Consider the following 20,931-nt stretch of genomic DNA (forward strand, 5'->3'; position numbering starts at 1 on the left):
GCACAGCGCTTGGTAGCCCTGCTCAACAGCGCCCTGACTTCAGCGCCTCGCACCTTGCAGTGTCCAATCGAGCTGCGGTTCGATCATCCACAGAGCGACGACTCATCAGCAGTCGAACACTCAACGCTGTTACAGCTGGCTCGCATCACACCTCGCAGTGGCCCAGCTTTTCTGCTCATCCGTCTGCCAAGTGAGATCGCTGTAGACATCGCGGCCATCTGACCCGTCAGCACATCCACTGCCCCTCTACCCCACCGGGAACCCTTCCCGGCCGGGCAGCGTTCCCACTTCACAACCGGAGAACGTCATGTCCGATATCTACCTAGACGTTACCAACAAGATTGTCAGCGCCCTGAGTCAAGGAGTTATCCCTTGGATCAAACCTTGGACAACCACCAGCTCGAGTGCAGACTCCCCTTTCCCCATCAACGCCATCACCCGGCGGCCCTACGCTGGCATCAACATTCCGCTCTTGTGGGCCGAGGCGCGCCTGCGTGGTTTCCGCCAGGATCGCTGGCTCACGTTCAACCAGGCGCGCAAAGCCGGTGGCCATGTTCGCAAGGGGGAGCAATCAACCCTCGCGGTGCTGTACAAACCGATGAGCAAGGAGGCGCACGACGAAGACGGGCAGATAGTTCGTGATGAACAGGGCAACATCAAAATGGTGCAGTTCGCGCTCCTGCGGATGCACTGCCTGTTCAACATCGAGCAGACCGAAGACTTGCCTGCCGAAGAGCAAAAACACGATGAGCGTGACGACCAGCCAGCCTTCGTCGATCATGCCCCTGCCGAGCAACTACTGGTCGCCAGTGGGGCGCGGATTGAGCATCGCTACGGCGATCACGCGTTCTATCAGCCGGTGCGGGATCTCATCCAACTGCCTACCAAGGCACAGTTCGAGGACGTCGGCAGCTACTACGCAACGGCCCTTCATGAGCTGACGCACTGGTCGGGTCACCACTCGCGCCTCAACCGCGACGGCATCACTGGCGGGCACGCGTTTGGTTCCGCGGCGTACGCCTTCGAGGAACTGGTAGCGGAAATGGGCGCAGCGTTTCTCTGTGCGCTGACCGGTACCCAGGGTGAGTTACGTCACGAGGAGTACCTGGCGTCCTGGCTGAAGATACTCAAGGAGGATAAGCGTGCGATCTTCCGCGCCAGCGGCCAGGCACGTGAAGCCTCCGAGTACCTACTGGCGCTGCAGTCCGATCAGGCCACTGAAACGACTGAACGGTTAACGGCGTGACTTCACTCAAGCATCAAAAAGGCCCCATCTGGGGCCTTTGTTTTGCCTGCAACGCCGGTCATCCGCCGCTATAACTGGACGACTGATTACTGCAACCAGCTCTCGACGGTGTCGGAGCCGTGCTCCTGCTTCCACTGTTTGAGGACTTTGTGGTTGCCGCCCTTGGTTTCCACGACCTCACCGCTGTGCGGGTTTTTGTAGCGCTTGATCTCACGAGGCTTGCGCTGGACGCTGCTGGAGGCGCCGGCGGTACTTACGCTCACCCCTTTGGACGGATCAAGAATGGTGATCACCTGCCGCAGGTTCATGCCGTACTCTTCCAGCAAGGCCTTAAGTTTTTGTTCAAACTCGATTTCCTGCTTCAGCCCGGAATCGTTTTTCATCGCATCCAGCTGTTGAAGTTGCGCGGCCAGCTGCGCTTCCAGCGCTTTGAATTCGGCAAGCTTAGACATGGGCTCTTCCTAGTATGAGACAAGTGTGGGAATAGTATCTGAGACCCGCACTTTAGCCGAGGTTTTGATCCTCACTGCGGCTCGTCTGGTGTCCAGCTTTAACAGATCTGCCTGACTTTTCACTCTGCCAAGTATTGGCACAGGTGGCCCACAAGTTGCCGAGGTGCAGGGCTATTCCCAATTTTGAACAAAATATCGCGCTGACCACGTGGCAGCTTTTTCGCGCAGCGCTTCGCAGCTGAGCGAATGGCAACGTCAGTTCCATGAATCCGGTCGACCAGCAGCACGATCAACACTGCATCGGTAAGCGTCATCAGCGCCCCTGCTCCGAAAAATGATGCCGGCCAGTTTACCCCCTGTAAAAGGGACCGGCTATCCTGATCGACCGACTAACTCGACGCTCCCGCCTTCGGATTTTCGCGTTCGCGAAAAGGACAAAGACAGTAAAGGATAACGGCGCCAATGGAAGGGATTGCAAGGGTAAGAGGCTTATCCGAAAAGGCAAAAGGACCTCCCAGGTACAAAGCAGGTATTGCGATGATGCGCTGGTGGCTCAAACATGAAAAAGGCAACGCCGCCAGCCCCGCGCCAGCACTTGTCGCCGAAGGTTACTTCTTGCCTGAGTCATCAGAATCGCTCCTTGCCGCCGATCACCGGAAGCGGCTGCTCGAGCGCATCTGCCAATACACCGCCCTTTCCCAACCTCAGTTCGATCAGCTCTATCTCGATCCAATCCACCGCTACGCCAAGTATGTACAGCAACTACCTGCCAGCGAAAGCCATCATCATGCCTATCCGGGAGGCATGCTGGACCACGGTTTGGAGCTGATGGCCTGCAGCCTGAAACTGCGCCAGTCGTACCTGCTACCCAGCGGCGCCGCGCCCGAAGACCAGGCCGCGCAGACCGACGCCTGGAGCGCCGCCATCGCCTATGGCGCCCTGCTCCATGACATCGGCAAGATTGCCGTCGACCTGCAGGTGGAGTACCAAAATGGTGAGCTCTGGCATCCGTGGCACGGCCCCCTGAACAAGCCCTACCGCTTCCGCTACGTGACAGGGCGCGACTACCAGCTACATGCTGCGGCCGCTGGGCTGCTCTACACCCAAATACTGACGCCGCGCCTGCTCGACTGGCTCAGCGGTTACCCAACTCTATGGGGCAACCTGCTGTCGTTGCTGGCCAACCACTATGAATACGCCGCGACGCTGGGGGAGCTGGTGCTGCAAGCTGATCGGGTATCTACCGCGCAGAACATCGGAGCCAATCCCACCAAGGCACTACAGGCGCCCACTCGGTCGCTTCAGCATCACCTRCTGACTGGCTTACGCCATCTGGTCAAGAACGAGTTCAAACTCAATCAGCCCGGGGCTGCTGGCTGGCTCACCGAAAATCATCTGTGGCTAGTCAGCAAGACCGCAACTGACAAACTTCGCGCTTACCTCCTGGCCCAGGCAGTAAATGGCATCCCCTCCTCCAACATTGCCATGTTCGATGAACTGCAATCCCACGGGTTGGTAGACACCACGCCAGAAGGCAAAGCGGTATGGAGCGCAACCGTGTCAGACGAAGGATGGCAGCATCGCTTCACATTCTTGCGTCTCCAACCGAGCCTGATCTGGGCCGATGAAAGCCGGCCCCGATGCTTTGAAGGAACAGTTGAGCTCGTTGCTGACAATACCGTGCCGAGCGGTGAAGCTATCGAGTCGGCCTTGGATCGGCCACAAGCAACTTCGGCCAAGGAAACGCCAGAGCCCTTACCTCCGAACCATGACTTCGACTATCTCGATGACTTGATGGATATGTTGCAAGAGACGGTTGAGCACGAGGATGAATCGAGCGCTCAAGGACTGAAATCCTCAACTGCTTCACCCCGCGAGGCACCAGGGCTGGCCTTTGTCGACTGGCTACGCGAGGGGATCCAAAGCCATCGTCTGCTCGTCAACGACTGTAAGGCAAAGATTCACACAGTCGACGGCACGTTCTACCTGGTCACACCCGGCATTTTCCAGCTCTACGCTTCGGAGCACCCTGAGCTATCTGCAGGGGACGACAAGACCGATGCTTGGCGGCGCACTCAACGTCACTTTGAGCACTTAGGCGTACATCTCAAACGACCAAACGGGCAGAACATATGGACTTGCACAGTGCAGGGCCCCCGCCGGAGGGCTTCCCTCAATGGCTACATGTTGCAAAATGCTGAAACTCTTCTGAGCCCTGTCCCTACTGACAATCCTTTCCTCAATCTTACTTATTAGCATCGCAAGGGCAGCCCCATGCGCGCGTGGAGTGCCAGCGAAACAGATCACTGTCCCGAAAACGGCCATGTCGATTCTTGGAAAAGGTCGAGTGGTTGGGGACTTCATCTTCAAGGCTCAACCGGCAGAACCAGCGATACGCCAGGTTCAAATGGGCCTCTTCGCACAACCGCCGCTCGGAGCGAATGCCGTAGCAATAGCCGACGATCAGCATGCGGATCATCAGTTCAGGATCAATCGACGGACGCCCAATCGGGCTGTAGAAATCGGCGAGGTAATGGCGCAGCTCGTTCAGGTCGAGACACTGATCAATGCTGCGCAGAAGGTGATTGGCGGGAATGTGCTCTTCAAGGTTGAACGAGTAAAACAGCCGCTCCTGCCCACTCGATAACTGTCCCATCATGCTGCGTGCTTCCCTGCTGGCCAATGCAGAGATTTTGCCGCAGGCCAGACAGGGGAGCTACTTTTTCAACAGAATCGGGCGGTTTCAGCCAGTCGTGGCAGGCAGCTATCGGTCCAGAGTGTGTAAAAACGTAGTCGATCAGCAGCAACGTACGGCACTGGTTCAAACCACGCTCTGTGTAGATGCCAAACAGAACGGAAGCCATCGAATGATGGGATCGTTTAGAACCAGTGCTCGTTCATTTTCGAAAGAAACTGTGGGTTAACCGGCACGTTGGATGCTGATCCGATGACCGAGTCAATCCCACACTTCGGACACAAAGCGGGGGGTATCCAGGTCGACCCACTCTGTGATTTCTACGGGCGAAAACACACTTAAGCAGTAAAAACAGCCACAACGATCACTTGCTTCAATTTGGGTGCGGTGATTTTCACAAAATCGGTGCGCTGAAATTACTTCCATGGGTAAGCCCTTCAACTCCAAATTCAGTAGCATATCGTGCTTACGTCAGAGTACGTGAAGACCCGGCTAACATTGCTATGATTGCCCAAAGTGTTAATGCAGGATTGCCCATAAAACGTTTCATTCAAGGTGAGCATCGCGGACAAAGCAACTTGCTTCCCGAAAGCCTTGACGACTACGTCAGTGACACAAATCCGGTGCGCGTAGTCGACGTTTTCGTCGACGAACTCGACCTAGTCAATCTGGGTTTTGAAGGCGTCGTTCCAGCCGATACTGGTCGACCTGCTTACCACCCCGCAATCTTGCTGAAGATCTACATCTACGGCTATCTCAACCGCATTCCGTCGAGCCGACGCCTTGAACGAGAAGCCCGTCGCAACATCGAGCTGATGTGGCTGACCGGGCGTTTGATGCCAGATTTCAAGACTATCGCCAACTTCCGAAAAGACAACAGCAAGGCCATCCGAGGTGTCTGCCGCCAGTTCGTTGTGCTCTGTCAGCAGTTGGGACTTTTCGGAGAAAATCTGGTCGCCATCGACGGCAGTAAATTCAAGGCCGTCAACAACCGCGACCGCAATTTCACCAGCGCCAAACTGAAGCGGTGAATGGAAGAAATTGAATCGAGCATCAACCGTTACCTGACCGCGCTCGATACTCGCGATCAGCAAGAATCCACATCGTCTGAGCCTAGGGCCGTGCGGCTGGAAGAAAAAATCGCAAAGCTGAAGGCTCAAATGAAAGAGCTTCAGGTCATCGAAACTCAGCTCAACGAATCGCCGGATCAGCAGGTCTCACTGACCGATCCAGACGCCTGTTCCAAGATGACTCGCGGCACGGGAAGCCATCAGTTTCTTCGCCGACCTCACCCAGATGTTCAGTTGGGCCAGAAAGCGCTAACCTTGGCGGGCCTTATTGGTCGAGAGCGACCCGACGGAACTGGTCGACATCTCCCCCCTGATTCCGGCCGACTACGAGGCCGAAAGAAGCAGGATCCTTTCACCGGCGGAGCTATTGGAATTGCACAATCGCTTCCAGCAAATGACCGCCGATTACATCGCCCTCCCCGCCGGCCAAAAATACGACGGCATTCGGCCGTTAAAAAAAGAAATTCAACTCGCGCTCTGGATTAGCCTGGGCACCTTGTGCCGAATTGGCGAGTTGCTGCAGGCCGAATGGAAAAATGTCGATCTGGACCGACAGACCTGGTTCCTCCCTAGTGAAAACATCAAAGGCACCCGCGGCAAGAAACAGGGCCACCATGTCCTCCTCTCGCCCTTCGCCCTGCATTTTTTTCAGGAACTCAAGACCCTGACGGGCGACTCCCAGTGGTGTTTTCCCAACAAGCAGGATAATGGGCATGTAGACGTAAAGGTGGTGAGCAAACAGGTCGGTGATTGCCAGGCCCGGTTCAAAAACCGCAAGGCCCTCTCCAGGCGGCGTCACGACGATACCCTGGTCCTTGCCGACGGCCAGAACGGTGACTGGACACCGCATGACCTGCGCCGCACGGGCGCGACCATGATGCAAGCCTTAGGTGTCAGCCAGGATGTCATCGATCGTTGCCAAAATCATGTGCTGGCCGGCTCGCGGGTGAGGCGCCACTACCTGCATCACGACTATGCCGAAGAGAAGACGCGCGCTTGGGACCCGTTGGGCGATCAACTCAGCGCCGTGTTGTCCTCGACCTACGAGCATCCGCCAGCAGAATCGATGATGTCTTTTCCTGCTTATACCGCGACTGGCTCTTTACCGCCGTCTTAAGTCAGCGTCTTTAGTGTTAAGTCCTCATAGTTGCGCAAACATCGCCGAGCACGTTCTTCAGCTTGATTTCGGCTTCATGACCGGTTGAATCCACAGCCAGTAGCGGACATTCGGTATGTCACGAAATTAAGGGCGGCTCAATCCTCAGTGCATGGCACGTAAGGTTGACGTTTATAATCATTGGTTTTCAGCAGGACTGCTCCACATCAGCACGACCAGAATAGTTGCTGCGATGAAGCTGGGCGCAAATAAAGCGATGCTGACACTAAGCGGACGAACACCGAAAATCATGAACGCAGCTGCAAGCATTCCGCACAATAAGCCCACCATCAGCCTGACCTTGCTTCTGAATCTGGGGCGATACCTCAGTAGTCCAAAGTAAATGCGCCACCCCGAATAAACCCCAACCCGCAGCAGCACCGGACGTCAATTACAATCAATTGCACCCTCCCCGGGCGCACATCACCCTTGACGATGAAAGTCGGCATACAAGCGGGGCCGTGTCGACCAAATCGCAAGAGCAGCATCACGCTGAATGTGCGCCGAGCAAACCGTTGCGGTTGCGGTTGCGGTTGCGTCAAAAGAATGGGCCGACGGCTCGTTAGCKAACCGTCGGCCCGCGGCCTGCCGTCACTAGGTGCGGCGGGCCGTTTGTGATGGGTGCGCCTGAGCGCTACCGATCACGACGCTTGCGCGACGCTGTACTGTGACGACAGGTAGCGCCGGATATCGTCGGGCGCGTTGATGAAGCGCGTGCCGTTGTACTCCTGAACCGCAACGGACACGTCCTTTGGCTCCTGCCCATTGCCGAGCACAATTACCGGCGCAGACTGGTTGTCTTCGCCGATCAGCGCGACGATTGCGTTGCGCGGACGCGGCGCATCGATGTACTCGACGTCGACCAAGTCCCGAAGCTGTGGGCAGAAGCTCAGCAAGCCTTCGACGGATACCGAGTCGCCGCAGTAGAACGGGCCTTCGGTGCCGCTGAAGAAGCCTGGACGAAGTATGAGCAGTTTGTCTTTCATGGTTGTCTCTCTGTGGGTGGGTATTGAACGTTGAGGTGATGTGTGGGCGATGCGCACGCGGCGGGTCAGGCTTCCATTGGTGTCAGAGCGGCGGCGCGCAGCCGCGAGAATGCAGCTTTAAGATCGGCGATCATGTCATCCGGGTGCTCGAGGCCAGCGTGAATTCGCAGCAGTGGGCCTTCCCACGGCCATTGCGTCGCCGTGCGGGAGTTCGCCGGGTTCGACCGGAGAATCAGACTCTCGAAACCGCCCCAGCTATAGCCCATGCCGAAGCAGGTCATGCCGTCGAGCATCGCGCGCATCGCTTCGTCCGATTGCGGATTCAGCACCACGCCGAACAGGCCGCTCGCACCCGTGAAATCGCGCTTCCACAGCGCGTACCCAGGTGAATCAGGTCGTGCCGGGTACAGGATCTGAGCGACTTCCGGCTGCTGCGCGAGCCATTCCGTGAGTGCGTGCGCGTTGCGCTGGTGCCGTTCGAGCCGGAGTGACAGCGTGCGCAGGCCGCGCAGTGCGAGATACGCGTCGTCTCCGCTCACGGTTATGCCGAACTGCCGATAGAAGCGATTGATCTTCGGAAAAAGTGCCTCGGTCGTGAGGATCACGCCCATGAGTACGTCGGAGTGCCCGGAGATGTATTTCGTCGCCGCGTGAATCGACACGTCGACACCATGCTCGAATGAACGGAAATGCAGCGGCGTGGCCCAGGTGTTGTCCATCAGCACGATTGCGCCGTACCGATGCGCGATCCGGCTGATCGCCGGAATGTCCTGCACCTCGAACGTCAGCGAGCCGGGCGACTCGACGAAAACGGCGCGCGTGTTCGGACGCATCAGTGCTGCGATGTCCGAGCCGATCGACGGGTTGTAGTACGTCGTTTCGATGCCGAGACGCGCAAGCGTCTCCGCACAGAACGCACGAGTTGGATCGTAGACCGAGTCTGTCATCAGCAAATGGTCGCCGGGACCCAGGACCGCGAGCAGCGATGTGGTGATCGCGCTGAGCCCGCTCGGCGTCAGCATTGCACGATGCGCACCTTCGAGACGGGCGAGCGCGTTCTCGAGCGCGCGGGTGGTCGGACTACCACCGCGGCCATATGCGTTCGGCGTGCCGCTCGCAGTCTTCAGTGCCTCGAGGCTGTTAAAGAGCAACGTCGATTGCCGGTAGACCGGCGGGTTCACCGGCGCGCCGAGCTGGTTGTGCGTGCGGCCCTCGTGGACCAGAACGGTATCGGTCGAATACGTGGTGTTCAAGGCGTGATCCTTTTTCGTCGGTTCAATCGAGGGGAATCAAGCAGCGCCGCATCGTCGCGGCAGTCGCTGTGCTTGAAGTCATATTAATTGCGCGAAGACGAAAATTGTTTCCAAAGAATGTCGTCGATCAAGATAGGATTGGAAAAAATTTCTAACTCGGAGGCAATATGGATAAACGCGACGCACAGATGCTCACGATACTTCAGGCGGATGCGACGGTCGGTCTGAACAACCTGGCGAAGGCGGTGAATCTGTCGCCGACGCCATGCTGGCGAAGGTTGCAGAAGCTACGGGAAGACGGAGTGATCTGCCGGGAGGTCGTGCTATGCGATCCGGCCAAGCTGAACCTGGGGCTCACTGCATTCGTGACGGTGCGCTCGAATCAGCACGGTGATGAGTGGACGAAGCATTTCGTCGAGGCTGTGTGTGCGATTCCGGAGATCATCGAGATCTACCGGATGAGCGGCGACGTCGATTACCTGCTCAAGGTCGTCGTGCCGAATATCGCCGGATACGACAACGTCTACAAACGGCTGATCAAGAGCGTCGAGCTGATGGACGTGAGCTCGGCGTTCGCAATGGAGGTGATCAAGCGCACGACCGCATTACCGACCGATTACATTGTTACGACATGATGCGATCGCGCCGCACGTCGACGGGCGGCGCGTTCTGCGTTATTGGAGCAAGGAGACGGTGTCGCGCATCAATCAGCGCGGCACGCGTCGCGATACGCGAACAGCGCAGGCGCCCCCCCTGTGTGCAGGAACAGCACCGGTCCGTCTCCTTCTACGCGGCCGCGCGAGATGCCGTCGAGCAGACCAGCCATCGCCTTGCCGGTGTACACCGGATCGAGCAGCAGCCCTTCGGTTTGCGCGAGCAGATGAACCGCGTCGAGGCCGGCACAATTCGGTTCGCCGTAGCGCGGCGCGAAGTATTCGTCCCACAGGTCGATGCGCATGCCGGCCGGCGTCTCGACGTCGAGCAGCGTGCTGATGCGCTCGACGAGACMCTGCACTTTCGGACGCTGCGCGGCCTCTGTGCGCGATACCGTGACGCCGATCACGGGCAGCGACGGCAATGCATGGGCGAGCGCGAATGCGAGACCGGCATGCGTGCCCGCGCTGCCGGACGCGAGCACCACGGCCGAGAAGTCGAGCCCCGCCGCTGAGATCTGCTGCTCAAGCTCGAGGCCCGCGCGAACGTAGCCGAGCGAGCCGAGCGCATTCGAGCCGCCGATCGGGATCACGTATGGGCGACGGCCTTCGTTACGCAAACGCTGGGCCGCAGTCTCGAGCTGCTGGTCCGCGGTGTCGAGTTCGTCGACGTCATGCACGCACACGCGAAACAAATCGAGTAACAGCCGGTTGCCGTTCTGCAGGTAATCGTCGTGCGTGTCCCCGAGCGGATTTTCCAGCAGCGCCACACAATCCAGTCCGAGTCGTGCCGCGAGCGCGGCGGTCTGCCGGACATGATTGGACTGGACGGCACCGGCGGTCACCAGCACGTCCGCCTTTTCGCGGATCGCATCCGCGGCGAGAAACTCGAGCTTGCGCAGCTTGTTGCCGCCCATTGCGAGCGGCGTGAAATCATCACGCTTGACGTAAATGTCGCGGCCCACGTGGGCCGAGAGCCGCGACAGCCGCTGCAGCGGTGTCACCACGTCAATCAAGCTCAAGCGGTCGAAAGTATCGAGTCTCGTGGAAAGTGTTGCCATGTTCATATCGGGCCCTGGCGTTCGTTGAAGAGGCACGGCCGGATGGGCCGCGAAGTATGGCGGGGCAGTGCAGGATCTGGTCAAGGGAGCCACGCGCCCGCTCGGAACGCGGTGCATGGAAGAACGCGTCGTTCGTCGCGTCTTTGACGATCACGAGTGCGGATCGACAGAAGGGAAGCTTAGCGTTGTCAAAATAGAAAATGTTCCCAAAAAAAACCGGACTTTGGTCATCTCTTAGAAGTTTTTTCTGGTGATCGGCGAAGTCTATGCGACACGGATGGAGAGCGGCGGTGAAGCAGGACCACCTTGGCTCTGATGTATAGCCCCCGTCCTCAAGTTTCTTTACCCACTCCGGCAGAGTGTTGTTGGTTAGTTGACGGCTTTGAGGGACGTGACGGCAACGTTGCAAGCGGGAGAGGATGTGGCGAACGAATAAATAAATTCTTCTTTGGTTAAAACGGTAGAAATTTTTTCTAAAAAACACCGCAAATAGTAGGAATCTTAAAACTATTTTTCTAGGGGGTGACTGTAAGATTTGTCACATGAAACGTACCCCGAGAGCCCCGAAAATGAAGCAGATCATCACCGCTCGCGCCGCCCCTGAGGCGATTGGCCCTTACTCCCAAGCAGTGAAGTGCGCAGATACCCTTTATGTTTCTGGCCAGATCGCCCTCGACCCGCAGAGCATGCAGATGGTCGAAGGCATCGAAGCGCAGACCCGACAGGCCTTCGTCAATCTCAAGGCGATCCTTGAAGAGGCTGCGATGAGCTTCGCCGATGTGGTCAAACTGAACATCTACTTAACTGACCTGAGCCACTTCTCCCTGATCAATGGTGTGATGGAGGAGCTGTTCACCAAGCCCTATCCGGCGCGCGCGGCGATTGGCGTCAGCAGCTTGCCGCGAGCAGCGCTGGTGGAGGTGGACGCTATCGCGGTGGCCGTATGCTGAGCCGGAATCAGACCATGAATGACTGGATCTGCACGGCCATCAGCAGCATTTCCTGCGACCTGTTACGTTCCGCCGACACCCATATCCACAAGCTCGACATTCCGGGCTTGAAGGGCATCGACATCTACCTCAAGGACGAGAGCACACACCCAACCGGCAGCCTCAAGCACAGGCTGGCACGCTCGCTGTTCCTGCACGCCATCTGTAGCGGCAAGATCCGCGAGGGCACCCATGTGGTCGAGGCATCCTCGGGCAGCACGGCCGTGTCCGAAGCCTACTTCGCCAAACTGCTGGGCCTGCGCTTCACCGCGGTCATGCCGCGCAACACTGCGAGCAAAAAAATCCAACAGGTCGAGCAGCTCGGCGGACACTGCCACTTCGTCGATCATGCGTCCCATGTCTATGCCGAGGCAGAGCGCCTGGCCCGCAAGAGCGACGGCCATTACATGGACCAATTCACCTACGCCGAGCGGGCAACGGACTGGCGCGGTAACAACAATATTGCCGACAGCATCTTCCAGCAGATGGCCGGCGAGCCACACCCCGTTCCCCACGTGATTGTCATGAGCGCCGGCACTGGTGGCACCTCCTCAACCCTCGGCCGCTACATTCGCTACAAGGGCCACGACACCCGGCTGATCGTGGTCGACCCCGAGAACTCGGTGTTCTATGAAAGCTACCGTACGGGTGACCCGAGCCTCACCAGCCCCCAGGGCAGCCGCATCGAAGGCATCGGCCGCCCTCAGGTGGAGCCATCGTTCCTGCCGGACGTGATCGACGACATGCTCAAGGTGCCCGACGCGGCCAGCATCGCCACCCTCTACTGGCTGGAAAAGCTGCTTGGCAAAAAGCCGGGCGGTTCCACCGGGACCAATATGTGGGGGGCGCTGAGTGTCGCATTGCGGATGCAGGAACAGGGTCTACAGGGCTCCATCGTGACCTTGATGTGCGATAGCGGCGAACGCTATCTGGACACCTATTACGACCGTGATTGGGTCACGCGCAATATCGGCGACATCACCCCGTATACCCAACAACTCGATCGCTTTCTTTAACCCGCGCCAGGCATCCCAACATGAGCCAGAACACGAACAACTTCTCGACCCAAGTGATCCATGCCGGCGAACAGTCGACCTATGCGGACAACACAATTTTCCCGGCGATTGTCACCTCCAGCTCGTTCTCCAAACGCAGCCTTGATGACAGCCCGGACTACGCCTACGGGCGGGTCGGCAACCCTACCCGCCATGCCTACGAAACCTGCATTGCCCAGCTGGAGCGCGGTCATGGTGCGGTAGCCTGCGCCTCTGGCATGGCCGCCACCGCCACCGTGCTTGATCTCCTGCCCAAGGACTCACACGTGATCGTGATGGCTGGCGTCTATGGTGGCACCTTCCGCCTGATGCAGGACTATCGCAGCAAGACCTCCGGGTTGAACGCCAGCTACGTCGACCTCAACGACCTTGAGGCACTGGCTACCAGCCGTCGCGACAACACTCGCCTGATCTGGATCGAGACCCCAACCAACCCACTGCTGCAACTGGTGGACATCCAGCGCGTAACCGACTTTGCCCGCGACCACGGCATCCTGACCTGCGTCGACAACACCTTCTGCTCGCCCTGGAACCAGCGCCCGATCGAGTTTGGCGTCGACCTGGTGATGCACTCGGCGAGTAAATACATCGGCGGCCACTCCGACCTGATCGGCGGTGTGGTGGTGGCGGCCGATGAGCAACTGTTCGCCCGTCTGCGCGCCATCAGCATGGCCATCGGTGCGGTCCAGGGTCCGTTCGACTGCTACCTGGCCCTGCGCGGACTAAAGACACTCGACGTACGGATGGAGCGTCAGTGCAGCAATGCGGCGCAGATCGCGCGTTTCCTCAGCACCCACCCACTAGTTGAGGAAGTGTTCTACCCAGGGCTGGAAAGCCATCCGCAGCACGCACTGTGCAACAGCCAGATGCGCTCTGGCGGCGCGGTGGTCTCGCTGAAGCTTGCGGCCGACCGCAAGGCGATGGCCCCGTTCATTGAGCAACTGTCGATCTTTGTCCTGGCCGATTCTCTGGGTGGGGTGGAAAGCATGATCAACCACTCCTACAGCATGTCGCACAACTCCTTGAGCCATGAACAGAAAGTCAGCCTCGGCATCAGCGAAAACCTGGTCCGGCTCTCCATCGGCCTGGAGCACGTCGACGACCTGATCGCCGACTTGAATGCAGGCTTTGAGCGACTGCGTACTGATTCGGCCGAATAACTTATACCCATGTCAACAAGAGGTACCTCGAAGTTCGCTCCACCCAATGCTGACTAAAACTGGAATGTTTTTTCACAATAATAAGGTCAATAAAATGCAGACAAACCGCGTAGTCAAAACCCACTGGAAAACTGCAGTGCTGGCCCTGGCCCTAGCCCTGGCAACTAGCGTTTCGGCATCAGCCGACCAACTCAGCGATATCAAGCAAAAGGGGGAGTTAGTCTGTGGCGTACTCGGCACCGACGAGCCGTTCAGCTTCATGAAGAACCCGGCAACTCGTGAAATCGAGGGTTACGACGTGGATCTTTGCACTGCCATCGCCGCGGACCTCGGGGTCAAACCAGTGGTGAAACAACTGGCGAACACTGCACGTATCCCCGAACTGCAGCAAGGTCGCATTGACCTCCTGGCCGCCTCCCTGACCCATAGCAAGGAGCGTGAGGCGTTGATCAACTTCTCGCTCTCGACCTTCATCACCGGGCAGAAGGTGATGGTCAAGGCGGACAGTGGCATCGATCAACTGGACCAACTGGAAGGCAAGAAGATCCTGACGATCAAGGGCACCACGATGGAGCAGAGTGTCCGCTCGAAGCTCCCCACCGCCCAGATCGTCTCGTTCGACAGCAATCCTCAGGCCTTGCTCGCCCTGCAACAGGGCAAAGGTCTGGCTTATGCCAACGACGAGACTTCCTTGGCCGGAAATTTCGCCAAGCTCGGTGATGCGGCCAAAGACTATCGGATACTCCCGCAGAACTTGTCGACCGAGCACTTGGCGTTGGGCCTGAAGAAAGGCGAGCCGGCCTTCCAGGAGCAGGTAAACAAGACCCTACGTCACCTGGAGTCTTCCGGTGAGGCCGAGAAACTGTTCACCAAATGGTTTGGTCCAGACTCCAACATGAAGTTCGCCAGCCGATCGTTCAAGATCGAAACCGACAACATCAACTGACTTGTTGGAGGCCCGGCTTCGGCCGGGCCATGGGCCCCTTTTATGAATACGTTTGATTTGTCKATCGTACTGTCCGGGCAGTATCACGAATGGCTGGTCAGTGGTTTCCTGCTGTCCATCCAACTCGCCCTGATCACATTGGTCATTGCTCTGCCGCTGGCGATCGTCCTGGCGGTCTTGCGGCTCGCCCCTTTCGCGCCGCTACGCGGCATCTCGATCATCTACGTGGAAGCGATCCGTAACGTTCCGTTGCTGGCGCACATGCTGTTCTGGTATTTCGGCGCACCGGAACTGCTGCCGGCCGGTATCAAGGCCTGGATTTACCAGCACAACATCGAGGCGGTCAGTGCGGTCATCGCCTTGGTGCTCTACACCGCCGCGTATATGGCCGAGGACATCCGCAGCGGTCTACGCGCCATTCCCAAGGAGCAAATGGAAGCCGGTCGCACCCTCGGTTTCGGCTTTATCAGCACCATGCGTCTGGTGATCCTCCCGCAGTCGCTGCGGGTGACCGTGCCACCGCTGATCAGCCAGACGCTGAACCTGTGGAAGAACACCAGCATCGCCATGGTGATCGGCGTCGCTGAAATGATGTATCAGGCCCAGCAAGTGGAAAGCGCCACCTTCCGGGGCTTCGAGTCGTTCGCCGTGACCACCGCAGGTTATGTCAGCGTCTCGATCGTCATCACCCTGCTGTCCAGTTGGTACCAGCAACGCTATCCCGTACGGAGTGCCTGAGATGCTCGATATCATCCAAACCTATGGGCTGTACTACCTGATCGGCCAGTACCCGAACGGSCCKCTGGGCGGTCTGTTAATGACCCTGATCCTGGCCGCGTCGGCCTTGGTGCTGGCATTTCCAGTCGGCGTAGTGCTGGCGCTGTGCCGCATCAGTCCGTTCGCCATTTTACGCGTGCCGGTCACCGGGATGGTGTATGTACTGCGCGGCACTCCGTTGTTGATGGTGATCTTCTGGGCCTATTTCCTCCTGCCAACCCTGACCGGTCAACGCACCGATCAATTCGGCACCATGCTCGTCGCCCTGGTGATTTTCGATGGGGTCTACCTGGCCGAAATCATCCGCGCCGGGATTCTCGGATTGCCCCGTGGGCAGATGGAAAGCTCCCGATCACTCGGCTTCTCGTACCTGTCCACGATGCTGTTGGTAATCCTGCCCCAGGCCTTTCGCAACATGCTGCCCTCGCTGGTGAACCAGTTCGTCTCCACCATCAAGGAGACCTCGCTGGGCTACATCATCAGCCTCTCCGAAGTGTCGTTTGTCGCTTCGCAGATCAGCGCTCAGCTGCCGACCAAACCGATCGAGATCTATGCACTCCTCGGCCTCACTTACTTCGTCATGTGCTTCAGCCTGTCGCGCTTCGCCTACTGGCTTGAAAAGCATCTCGCCGTCCGTTCTGCAAAGGTTTAATCCCATGATCAAACTAGAAAACGTTAACAAGTGGTACGGCAGCTATCATGCGCTGGCTGACATCAACGAAACCGTGGCCAAAGGCGAGGTGGTGGTGGTCTGCGGCCCGTCGGGCTCCGGCAAGTCGACGATGATTCGTACCCTCAACCGGCTGGAAGCCATTCAGAATGGCAACATTTTCATCGACGGTGTGGACATCCATGCGCGCTCCGTCAGTGTGAACGCTCTGCGCAGCCGGATCGGCTTCGTGTTCCAGCAGTTCAACCTGTTCCCGCACCTCACCGTGTTGCAAAACTGCACCTTGGCACCGCGGCGCTTGCGCAAGCTGCCCGCCAAAGAAGCGAACGACCTGGCCATGAGCCTGCTGGAGCGCGTCGGTCTGGCCCACAAGGCCGGCGCCTATCCCGGTGAGCTTTCGGGCGGCCAGCAACAGCGCGTGGCCATCGCCAGGGCACTGGCCATGAACCCACCGGTGATGCTGTTCGATGAGCCCACCTCCGCGCTGGATCCGGAGATGGTCGGCGAGGTGCTGCAAGCGATGAAAGGCCTGGCCAAGGAAGGCATGACCATGGTCTGCGTCACTCACGAGATGGGCTTCGCCCGCGAAGTGGCTGATCGGGTGATTTTCATGGATCAGGGACGGGTGCTCGAACGCGCGACGCCCGAGTCGTTCTTCCTGACCCCGGAACACCCTCGCGCGCAGCGATTCCTGTCCGATATTCGCTCGCCAATGGCCGGGGGCGGGATATCGCTGGCGTCTTGAATGGACTGCAGCAGTGCGACTCAACCGCCGCGCTGCTGTACGTTGCCGGCAGTACTGACCCAGACGATCTGTGCGTGGAAAAATGACGATGCCGTTTAACGTTGAACCTGTCTTCGACCCCGAGAGCTGCACCTACAGCTATCTGCTCAGCGACTCGCTGACTCAGCGCTGCGCAATCATCGACCCGGTGCTTGACTACGACACCGCCGCGGCGCGCATCTCGTACGTCAGTGCCGATCGCCTGATCGAGCAGGTGCGCGCCAACGGGCTTACGCTCGAGTGGATACTGGAAACTCACGTGCATGCCGACCACCTCTCGGCCGCCCGCTATCTGCAAGAGCACCTGGGCGGGCAAATTGGCATTGGCGATCGTATTCCCCAGGTGCAGGACACCTTTGCCAAGCTGTTCGACGCCGAAGAAGGGTTCAAGGTCGACGGCAGTCAGTTCGACCGCTTGTTTGCCGACGGCGAAACATTTCACATCGGCTCACTGTCCGTCGTTGTACTGCACACCCCCGGCCATACGCCGGCTTGCGTGAGCTACCTGATCGAAGATGCGGCGTTCGTTGGCGACACCCTGTTTATGCCCGACTGTGGCACCGCCCGCTGCGACTTTCCCGGTGGCGACGCTCACCAGTTGTACCGTTCGATTAACCGGCTGTTCGCGCTGCCAGGTAATACCCGTCTGTTCATGTGTCACGACTACAAATCCCCCGTGCGCGACCACTATGGCTACCAGACCACTGTGGCCGAAGAACGCGCACACAACATCCATGTCGGCCAAGGCATCGGCGAGGCTGATTTTGTTGCCTTGCGCGCAGCGCGCGACAAAACCCTGGGCCAGCCCAGGCTGCTGCTGCCGTCAGTACAGATCAACATGCGGGCCGGCGAGACACCTGCGGCGAAGGCCAACGGCATCCGCTACCTGAAGATTCCGCTCAATGTGTTCTGAACAGCTTTATTGAGTTCAGGCAGAGCCACATGGATAACCTCTTTTAAGAGTCGAGTCGGCATGCAAGTCACTACCCACAGCAAAGACTTTTCAACATCCGGTCAAATAACCCCGGAAGATCTGCACGAAGCCGCCAAGCTCGGGTTTCGCTCCATCATCTGTAACCGACCGGATAATGAAGGTGGCGCGGATCAACCGGCCAGCGCGATCATTCAAACTGAAGCCAACCGGCTAGGCCTCGAATTTGCCTATTTTCCGGTTCAGCCCAGTGCCATCAGCGACACTGACGTACAAGATTTTGGCTGGCTGCTGGACAGCTTGCCAGCACCGGTATTGGCATTTTGCCGCACCGGTAATCGCTCAACCACGCTCTACCAAAAGGCGTCTACGAGTGTCAATCGCAACAAAGCCGCCGGCGATCTCCCTGAAATTACTGCCGACATCCTGATCATTGGGGGTGGGTCGGCGGGCATCGGGGTCGCAGCCAGTCTGCTCAAGCGGGCTTCCGACCTGCGGATCACACTGATCGAACCCAATGACCAACACTACTACCAACCGGCCTGGACGCTGGTCGGCGGTGGCGCGTATGACGTGCGCAAGACCGTCAGGCCCATGTCGCACGTCATTCCGCGCGGCGCCACCTGGATCAAGGCCGCGGTGGTCGAGGTCCTGCCCGACAACAAGCGTCTGACGCTGAGCAATGGTCAACGCGTCGCCTATCAGCACCTCATTGTCTGCCCGGGACTGAGGCTGGCCTGGGAGCACATCGAAGGGCTGGAAGAAACTCTGGGCAAGCATGGGGTGACGTCCAACTATCGCTATGATCTTTGCACCTACACCTGGCAGCTGGTGCAGGGGCTACACCGCGGCAAAACGCTGTTTTCCCAGCCCGCCATGCCAATCAAATGTGCCGGTGCTCCGCAAAAAGCCCTGTACTTGTCCTGCGATCACTGGCAAAAATCAGGTGTTTTGCAGGGCATGGATGTCGAGTTCAATCTCGCCGGTGCCACCTTGTTCGGAGTGGCGCCCTTCATCCCCGCACTGATGAAGTACATCGAGAAGTATCAGGCGCAGTTGGTGTTCGGCTCTAACCTGGTCAAAGTCGACGGCCCGAGCAAAACCGCCTGGTTCGAAAGCCGGGACGCACACGGCACTCTCGTTCGGCAAGCCAAGCGCTTCGACATGCTCCATGTGGTGCCGCCACAGGTAGCCCCCGAGTTCATTCGCTCAAGCCCCCTGGCGGACTCCGCCGGCTGGTGCGAGGTAGATCCGGGAACCCTACAACACAGCCGTTATCCGGACGTCTTCGCGCTGGGTGATATCTGCTCCACCAGCAACGCCAAAACCGCCGCTGCCGCCCGCAAACAAATCGTCGTCGTGACCGAGAACCTCCTGGCCTTGCGCCGTCATCAGCCCATGCCGCTGCGCTACGATGGCTACGGGTCGTGCCCACTGACAGTCGAAAAAGGCAAAGTCGTGCTGGCCGAGTTCGGCTACGGCGGGAAACTGCTCCCCTCCTTCCCCTTGGACCCGACGGTTGCCCGGCGGTCCGCCTGGTTCCTGAAAGCCAGATTTTTACCCTGGTTTTACTGGAATGGCATGCTCAAAGGCCGTGAGTGGCTGACGAGCGTCTCCAAGTCTGAGTGAGGGACGAGCATGCTTTTAGGTGCAACGTTCGGAATAGCCATCGGCATCATTCTTGGCCTTACCGGTGCAGGGGGCGGCATTCTAGCCATACCGGCGCTGGTGATCGGGCTGGGCTGGACCATGACGCAATCGACACCCGTTGCGCTGTTCGCCGTCAGCGCTGCGGCCGCAGTCGGGGCCGTGGATGGCCTCAGAAAAGGCCTTGTCCGTTATCGTGCAGCCGTGCTGATGGCGTTATTGGGGGCCGTCTTCTCGCCGCTGGGCGTGTTCGTTGCCCATTCGCTACCCAATACCGTATTGATCTCGCTGTTCAGCGGGGTGATGGTCATTGTGGCGATTCGTATGGCTCGACAGGCGTGCGGCAACCCGCCTAAACACGCAGGCGATGAACAGCCCTGGCAACACAAAAACTGCATGCTCAACCCGCAGACCGGCCGACTGCGCTGGACCCTGGAATGCTCAACCACCCTGGCCGTCGTCGGCTCAGTATCAGGGCTGCTCACGGGGATGCTCGGCGTTGGTGGAGGATTCTTGATCGTACCGGCGTTTCAACAGCTTTCAGACATCAAGATGCATGGAATCGTATCTACCTCGCTGATGGCCATTGCCCTGATCTCCGCCACTGCAGTGGCGGGCGCTATTCACGCAGGTGCCCACATAACGGTGACCGGTGGCGTGTTTATCGCCGCCAGTGTCGGCGGGATGTTGTTGGGCAGAATGCTCTCCCCGAGGATTCCTGCCAAAGCGATACAACTCTGTTTTTCCGCGGTATGCATGGGGGTGGCCAGCTACCTGATACTCAAAACATGGATGTAGAAATCCGCCGGAGTGAGCCCGGTTCAGCCCCTTAAGGCGTTCGAGTGTTGAACAGAAAAACCAAATAACTGCTCTTTCCAACAGGTTGCCGCCCCCTATAAACGGATGGCACCATGTTCAAAGTATTAAAGGCAACGGCTACGCCCAAGCCACCACCCTGCTGTCCACCAATTGGCTCAGCTCGCTCAGCGCCCTCGCACGCTCGAGCTGAGCGTGCGACGCACTGGGCCATGACTTCCGCAAGGTGTACCTGACGATCAAGCAGGCGGAGTACCGTCAATTCATGGTTGAGATGGGCGAGCAGGATTGGCGCTACTACCTCAACCAAGCTCGACAGATAGAGTCGTCCTCGCTCATCGAAATCTGTGGTTGCTGCAATTGAGCAACATGCTTTCAATTGCATCGAAACGCGCCGCCGATCACTTCACAGACCGAGGGTTGAATGTTCCCCTTGAGTTAAAACTCGTTACCCTTGACGCTTTGAGCATGTGACTGGCGAGAATTGCAGGTCGTGGATTTGGGTGATCGACGCGCTCGACAAGTCTGCGTGACGCAGCAACCAATGGAACCGATTTTCCGGATGCGCGTTGAAGGGGGAGCAA

General features: G+C 58.4%; 19 protein-coding genes and 5 pseudogenes. 17 read left to right on the plus strand and 7 right to left on the minus strand.

Annotation, left to right across the window (positions count from 1 at the left end):
- Positions 1-307 precede the first annotated feature (307 nt).
- Positions 308-1,246, plus strand: a complete 939-nt coding sequence (locus AC1DVH_RS08235; RefSeq protein ID WP_477753368.1) for an ArdC family protein — start codon at positions 308-310, stop codon at positions 1,244-1,246.
- An 86-nt stretch (positions 1,247-1,332) separates the two neighbouring features.
- Here the strand turns inward: AC1DVH_RS08235 and AC1DVH_RS08240 are convergent, their stop codons facing one another.
- Both AC1DVH_RS08240 and AC1DVH_RS08245 read right to left on the minus strand, forming a co-directional pair.
- Positions 1,333-1,698, minus strand: coding sequence for a histone-like nucleoid-structuring protein, MvaT/MvaU family (locus AC1DVH_RS08240; protein ID WP_218497794.1), 366 nt, complete (start codon positions 1,696-1,698; stop codon positions 1,333-1,335).
- 119 nt (positions 1,699-1,817) lie between these two features.
- Positions 1,818-2,012 (minus strand): DUF7740 domain-containing protein, encoded by a 195-nt coding sequence (locus tag AC1DVH_RS08245; protein ID WP_069557600.1) that lies wholly within the window; start codon positions 2,010-2,012, stop codon positions 1,818-1,820.
- A 223-nt stretch (positions 2,013-2,235) separates the two neighbouring features.
- Between AC1DVH_RS08245 and mobH the strand changes: the two genes are divergently transcribed.
- Positions 2,236-3,954, plus strand: coding sequence for a MobH family relaxase (gene mobH, locus AC1DVH_RS08250; protein WP_477753369.1), 1,719 nt, complete (start codon positions 2,236-2,238; stop codon positions 3,952-3,954).
- Positions 3,955-3,991: 37 nt separating this feature from the next.
- Here the strand turns inward: mobH and AC1DVH_RS08255 are convergent.
- A pseudogene (locus tag AC1DVH_RS08255) lies at positions 3,992-4,357 on the minus strand (transposase); the annotation flags it as partial.
- Between the two features lie 572 nt (positions 4,358-4,929).
- Here AC1DVH_RS08255 and AC1DVH_RS08260 point away from each other — a divergent pair.
- A pseudogene (locus tag AC1DVH_RS08260) lies at positions 4,930-5,658 on the plus strand (transposase); the annotation flags it as partial.
- Positions 5,648-6,580: pseudogene (locus AC1DVH_RS08265) on the plus strand (site-specific integrase); the annotation flags it as partial. The pseudogenes AC1DVH_RS08260 and AC1DVH_RS08265, both read left to right, overlap by 11 nt.
- Positions 6,581-6,757: 177 nt before the next feature.
- On the opposite strand, the gene AC1DVH_RS08270 reads toward AC1DVH_RS08265, so the two are convergent.
- From AC1DVH_RS08270 to metC, 3 genes are all read right to left on the minus strand, one after another.
- The gene (locus AC1DVH_RS08270) at positions 6,758-6,910 is read right to left on the minus strand and encodes a hypothetical protein (RefSeq protein WP_477753370.1); all 153 of its coding nucleotides are present in this window, start codon (positions 6,908-6,910) and stop codon (positions 6,758-6,760) included.
- Between the two features lie 350 nt (positions 6,911-7,260).
- Positions 7,261-7,605: a DUF3088 domain-containing protein gene (locus AC1DVH_RS08275; RefSeq protein ID WP_477753371.1), complete on the minus strand. Its 345-nt coding sequence runs from the start codon at positions 7,603-7,605 to the stop codon at positions 7,261-7,263.
- 65 nt (positions 7,606-7,670) lie between these two features.
- Positions 7,671-8,858, minus strand: coding sequence for a cystathionine beta-lyase (gene metC / locus AC1DVH_RS08280; RefSeq protein ID WP_477753372.1), 1,188 nt, complete (start codon positions 8,856-8,858; stop codon positions 7,671-7,673).
- A gap of 167 nt (positions 8,859-9,025) precedes the next feature.
- Here metC and AC1DVH_RS08285 point away from each other — a divergent pair, with 167 nt between their 5' ends.
- Positions 9,026-9,493, plus strand: a complete 468-nt coding sequence (locus tag AC1DVH_RS08285; RefSeq protein ID WP_477753373.1) for an Lrp/AsnC family transcriptional regulator — start codon at positions 9,026-9,028, stop codon at positions 9,491-9,493.
- Between the two features lie 68 nt (positions 9,494-9,561).
- Here AC1DVH_RS08285 and AC1DVH_RS08290 read toward each other — a convergent pair whose 3' ends face one another.
- Positions 9,562-10,572, minus strand: a complete 1,011-nt coding sequence (locus AC1DVH_RS08290; RefSeq protein ID WP_477753374.1) for a D-cysteine desulfhydrase — start codon at positions 10,570-10,572, stop codon at positions 9,562-9,564.
- A gap of 569 nt (positions 10,573-11,141) precedes the next feature.
- On the opposite strand from AC1DVH_RS08290, the gene AC1DVH_RS08295 reads away from it, so the two are divergent.
- The 12 genes and pseudogenes from AC1DVH_RS08295 to AC1DVH_RS08350 form a co-directional block, all read left to right on the plus strand.
- Entirely contained in the window at positions 11,142-11,522 is a 381-nt protein-coding gene (locus AC1DVH_RS08295; protein WP_477753383.1) for a Rid family detoxifying hydrolase, read from the plus strand.
- 14 nt (positions 11,523-11,536) lie between these two features.
- Entirely contained in the window at positions 11,537-12,577 is a 1,041-nt protein-coding gene (locus tag AC1DVH_RS08300; RefSeq protein WP_477753375.1) for a PLP-dependent cysteine synthase family protein, read from the plus strand.
- A gap of 20 nt (positions 12,578-12,597) precedes the next feature.
- Positions 12,598-13,776 (plus strand): trans-sulfuration enzyme family protein, encoded by a 1,179-nt coding sequence (locus AC1DVH_RS08305; RefSeq protein ID WP_477753376.1) that lies wholly within the window; start codon positions 12,598-12,600, stop codon positions 13,774-13,776.
- Between the two features lie 94 nt (positions 13,777-13,870).
- Positions 13,871-14,722 carry an ABC transporter substrate-binding protein gene (locus AC1DVH_RS08310; RefSeq protein WP_477753377.1) on the plus strand — a complete coding sequence of 284 codons (852 nt, stop codon included), beginning with the start codon at positions 13,871-13,873 and terminating at the stop codon, positions 14,720-14,722.
- Positions 14,723-14,764: 42 nt separating this feature from the next.
- Positions 14,765-15,460, plus strand: coding sequence for an amino acid ABC transporter permease (locus AC1DVH_RS08315; protein ID WP_477753378.1), 696 nt, complete (start codon positions 14,765-14,767; stop codon positions 15,458-15,460).
- A 1-nt stretch (position 15,461) separates the two neighbouring features.
- Positions 15,462-16,151, plus strand: a complete 690-nt coding sequence (locus AC1DVH_RS08320; RefSeq protein WP_477753379.1) for an amino acid ABC transporter permease — start codon at positions 15,462-15,464, stop codon at positions 16,149-16,151.
- Positions 16,152-16,155: 4 nt separating this feature from the next.
- Positions 16,156-16,914, plus strand: a complete 759-nt coding sequence (locus AC1DVH_RS08325) for an amino acid ABC transporter ATP-binding protein (protein ID WP_477753380.1) — start codon at positions 16,156-16,158, stop codon at positions 16,912-16,914.
- Positions 16,915-17,002: 88 nt separating this feature from the next.
- Entirely contained in the window at positions 17,003-17,866 is an 864-nt protein-coding gene (locus tag AC1DVH_RS08330; protein WP_477753381.1) for an MBL fold metallo-hydrolase, read from the plus strand.
- Between the two features lie 60 nt (positions 17,867-17,926).
- Positions 17,927-18,232 (plus strand): annotated as a pseudogene (locus AC1DVH_RS08335) (protein tyrosine phosphatase family protein); the annotation flags it as partial.
- 63 nt (positions 18,233-18,295) lie between these two features.
- A complete protein-coding gene (locus tag AC1DVH_RS08340; protein ID WP_477753384.1) occupies positions 18,296-19,513 on the plus strand; it encodes an NAD(P)/FAD-dependent oxidoreductase in 1,218 nt (405 codons plus the stop codon).
- A 9-nt stretch (positions 19,514-19,522) separates the two neighbouring features.
- Positions 19,523-20,329: a sulfite exporter TauE/SafE family protein gene (locus tag AC1DVH_RS08345; RefSeq protein ID WP_477753382.1), complete on the plus strand. Its 807-nt coding sequence runs from the start codon at positions 19,523-19,525 to the stop codon at positions 20,327-20,329.
- A gap of 124 nt (positions 20,330-20,453) precedes the next feature.
- Positions 20,454-20,711: pseudogene (locus AC1DVH_RS08350) on the plus strand (hypothetical protein); the annotation flags it as partial.
- Positions 20,712-20,931 lie beyond the last annotated feature (220 nt).

This window comes from Pseudomonas sp. P4_C3 (assembly GCF_056402075.1).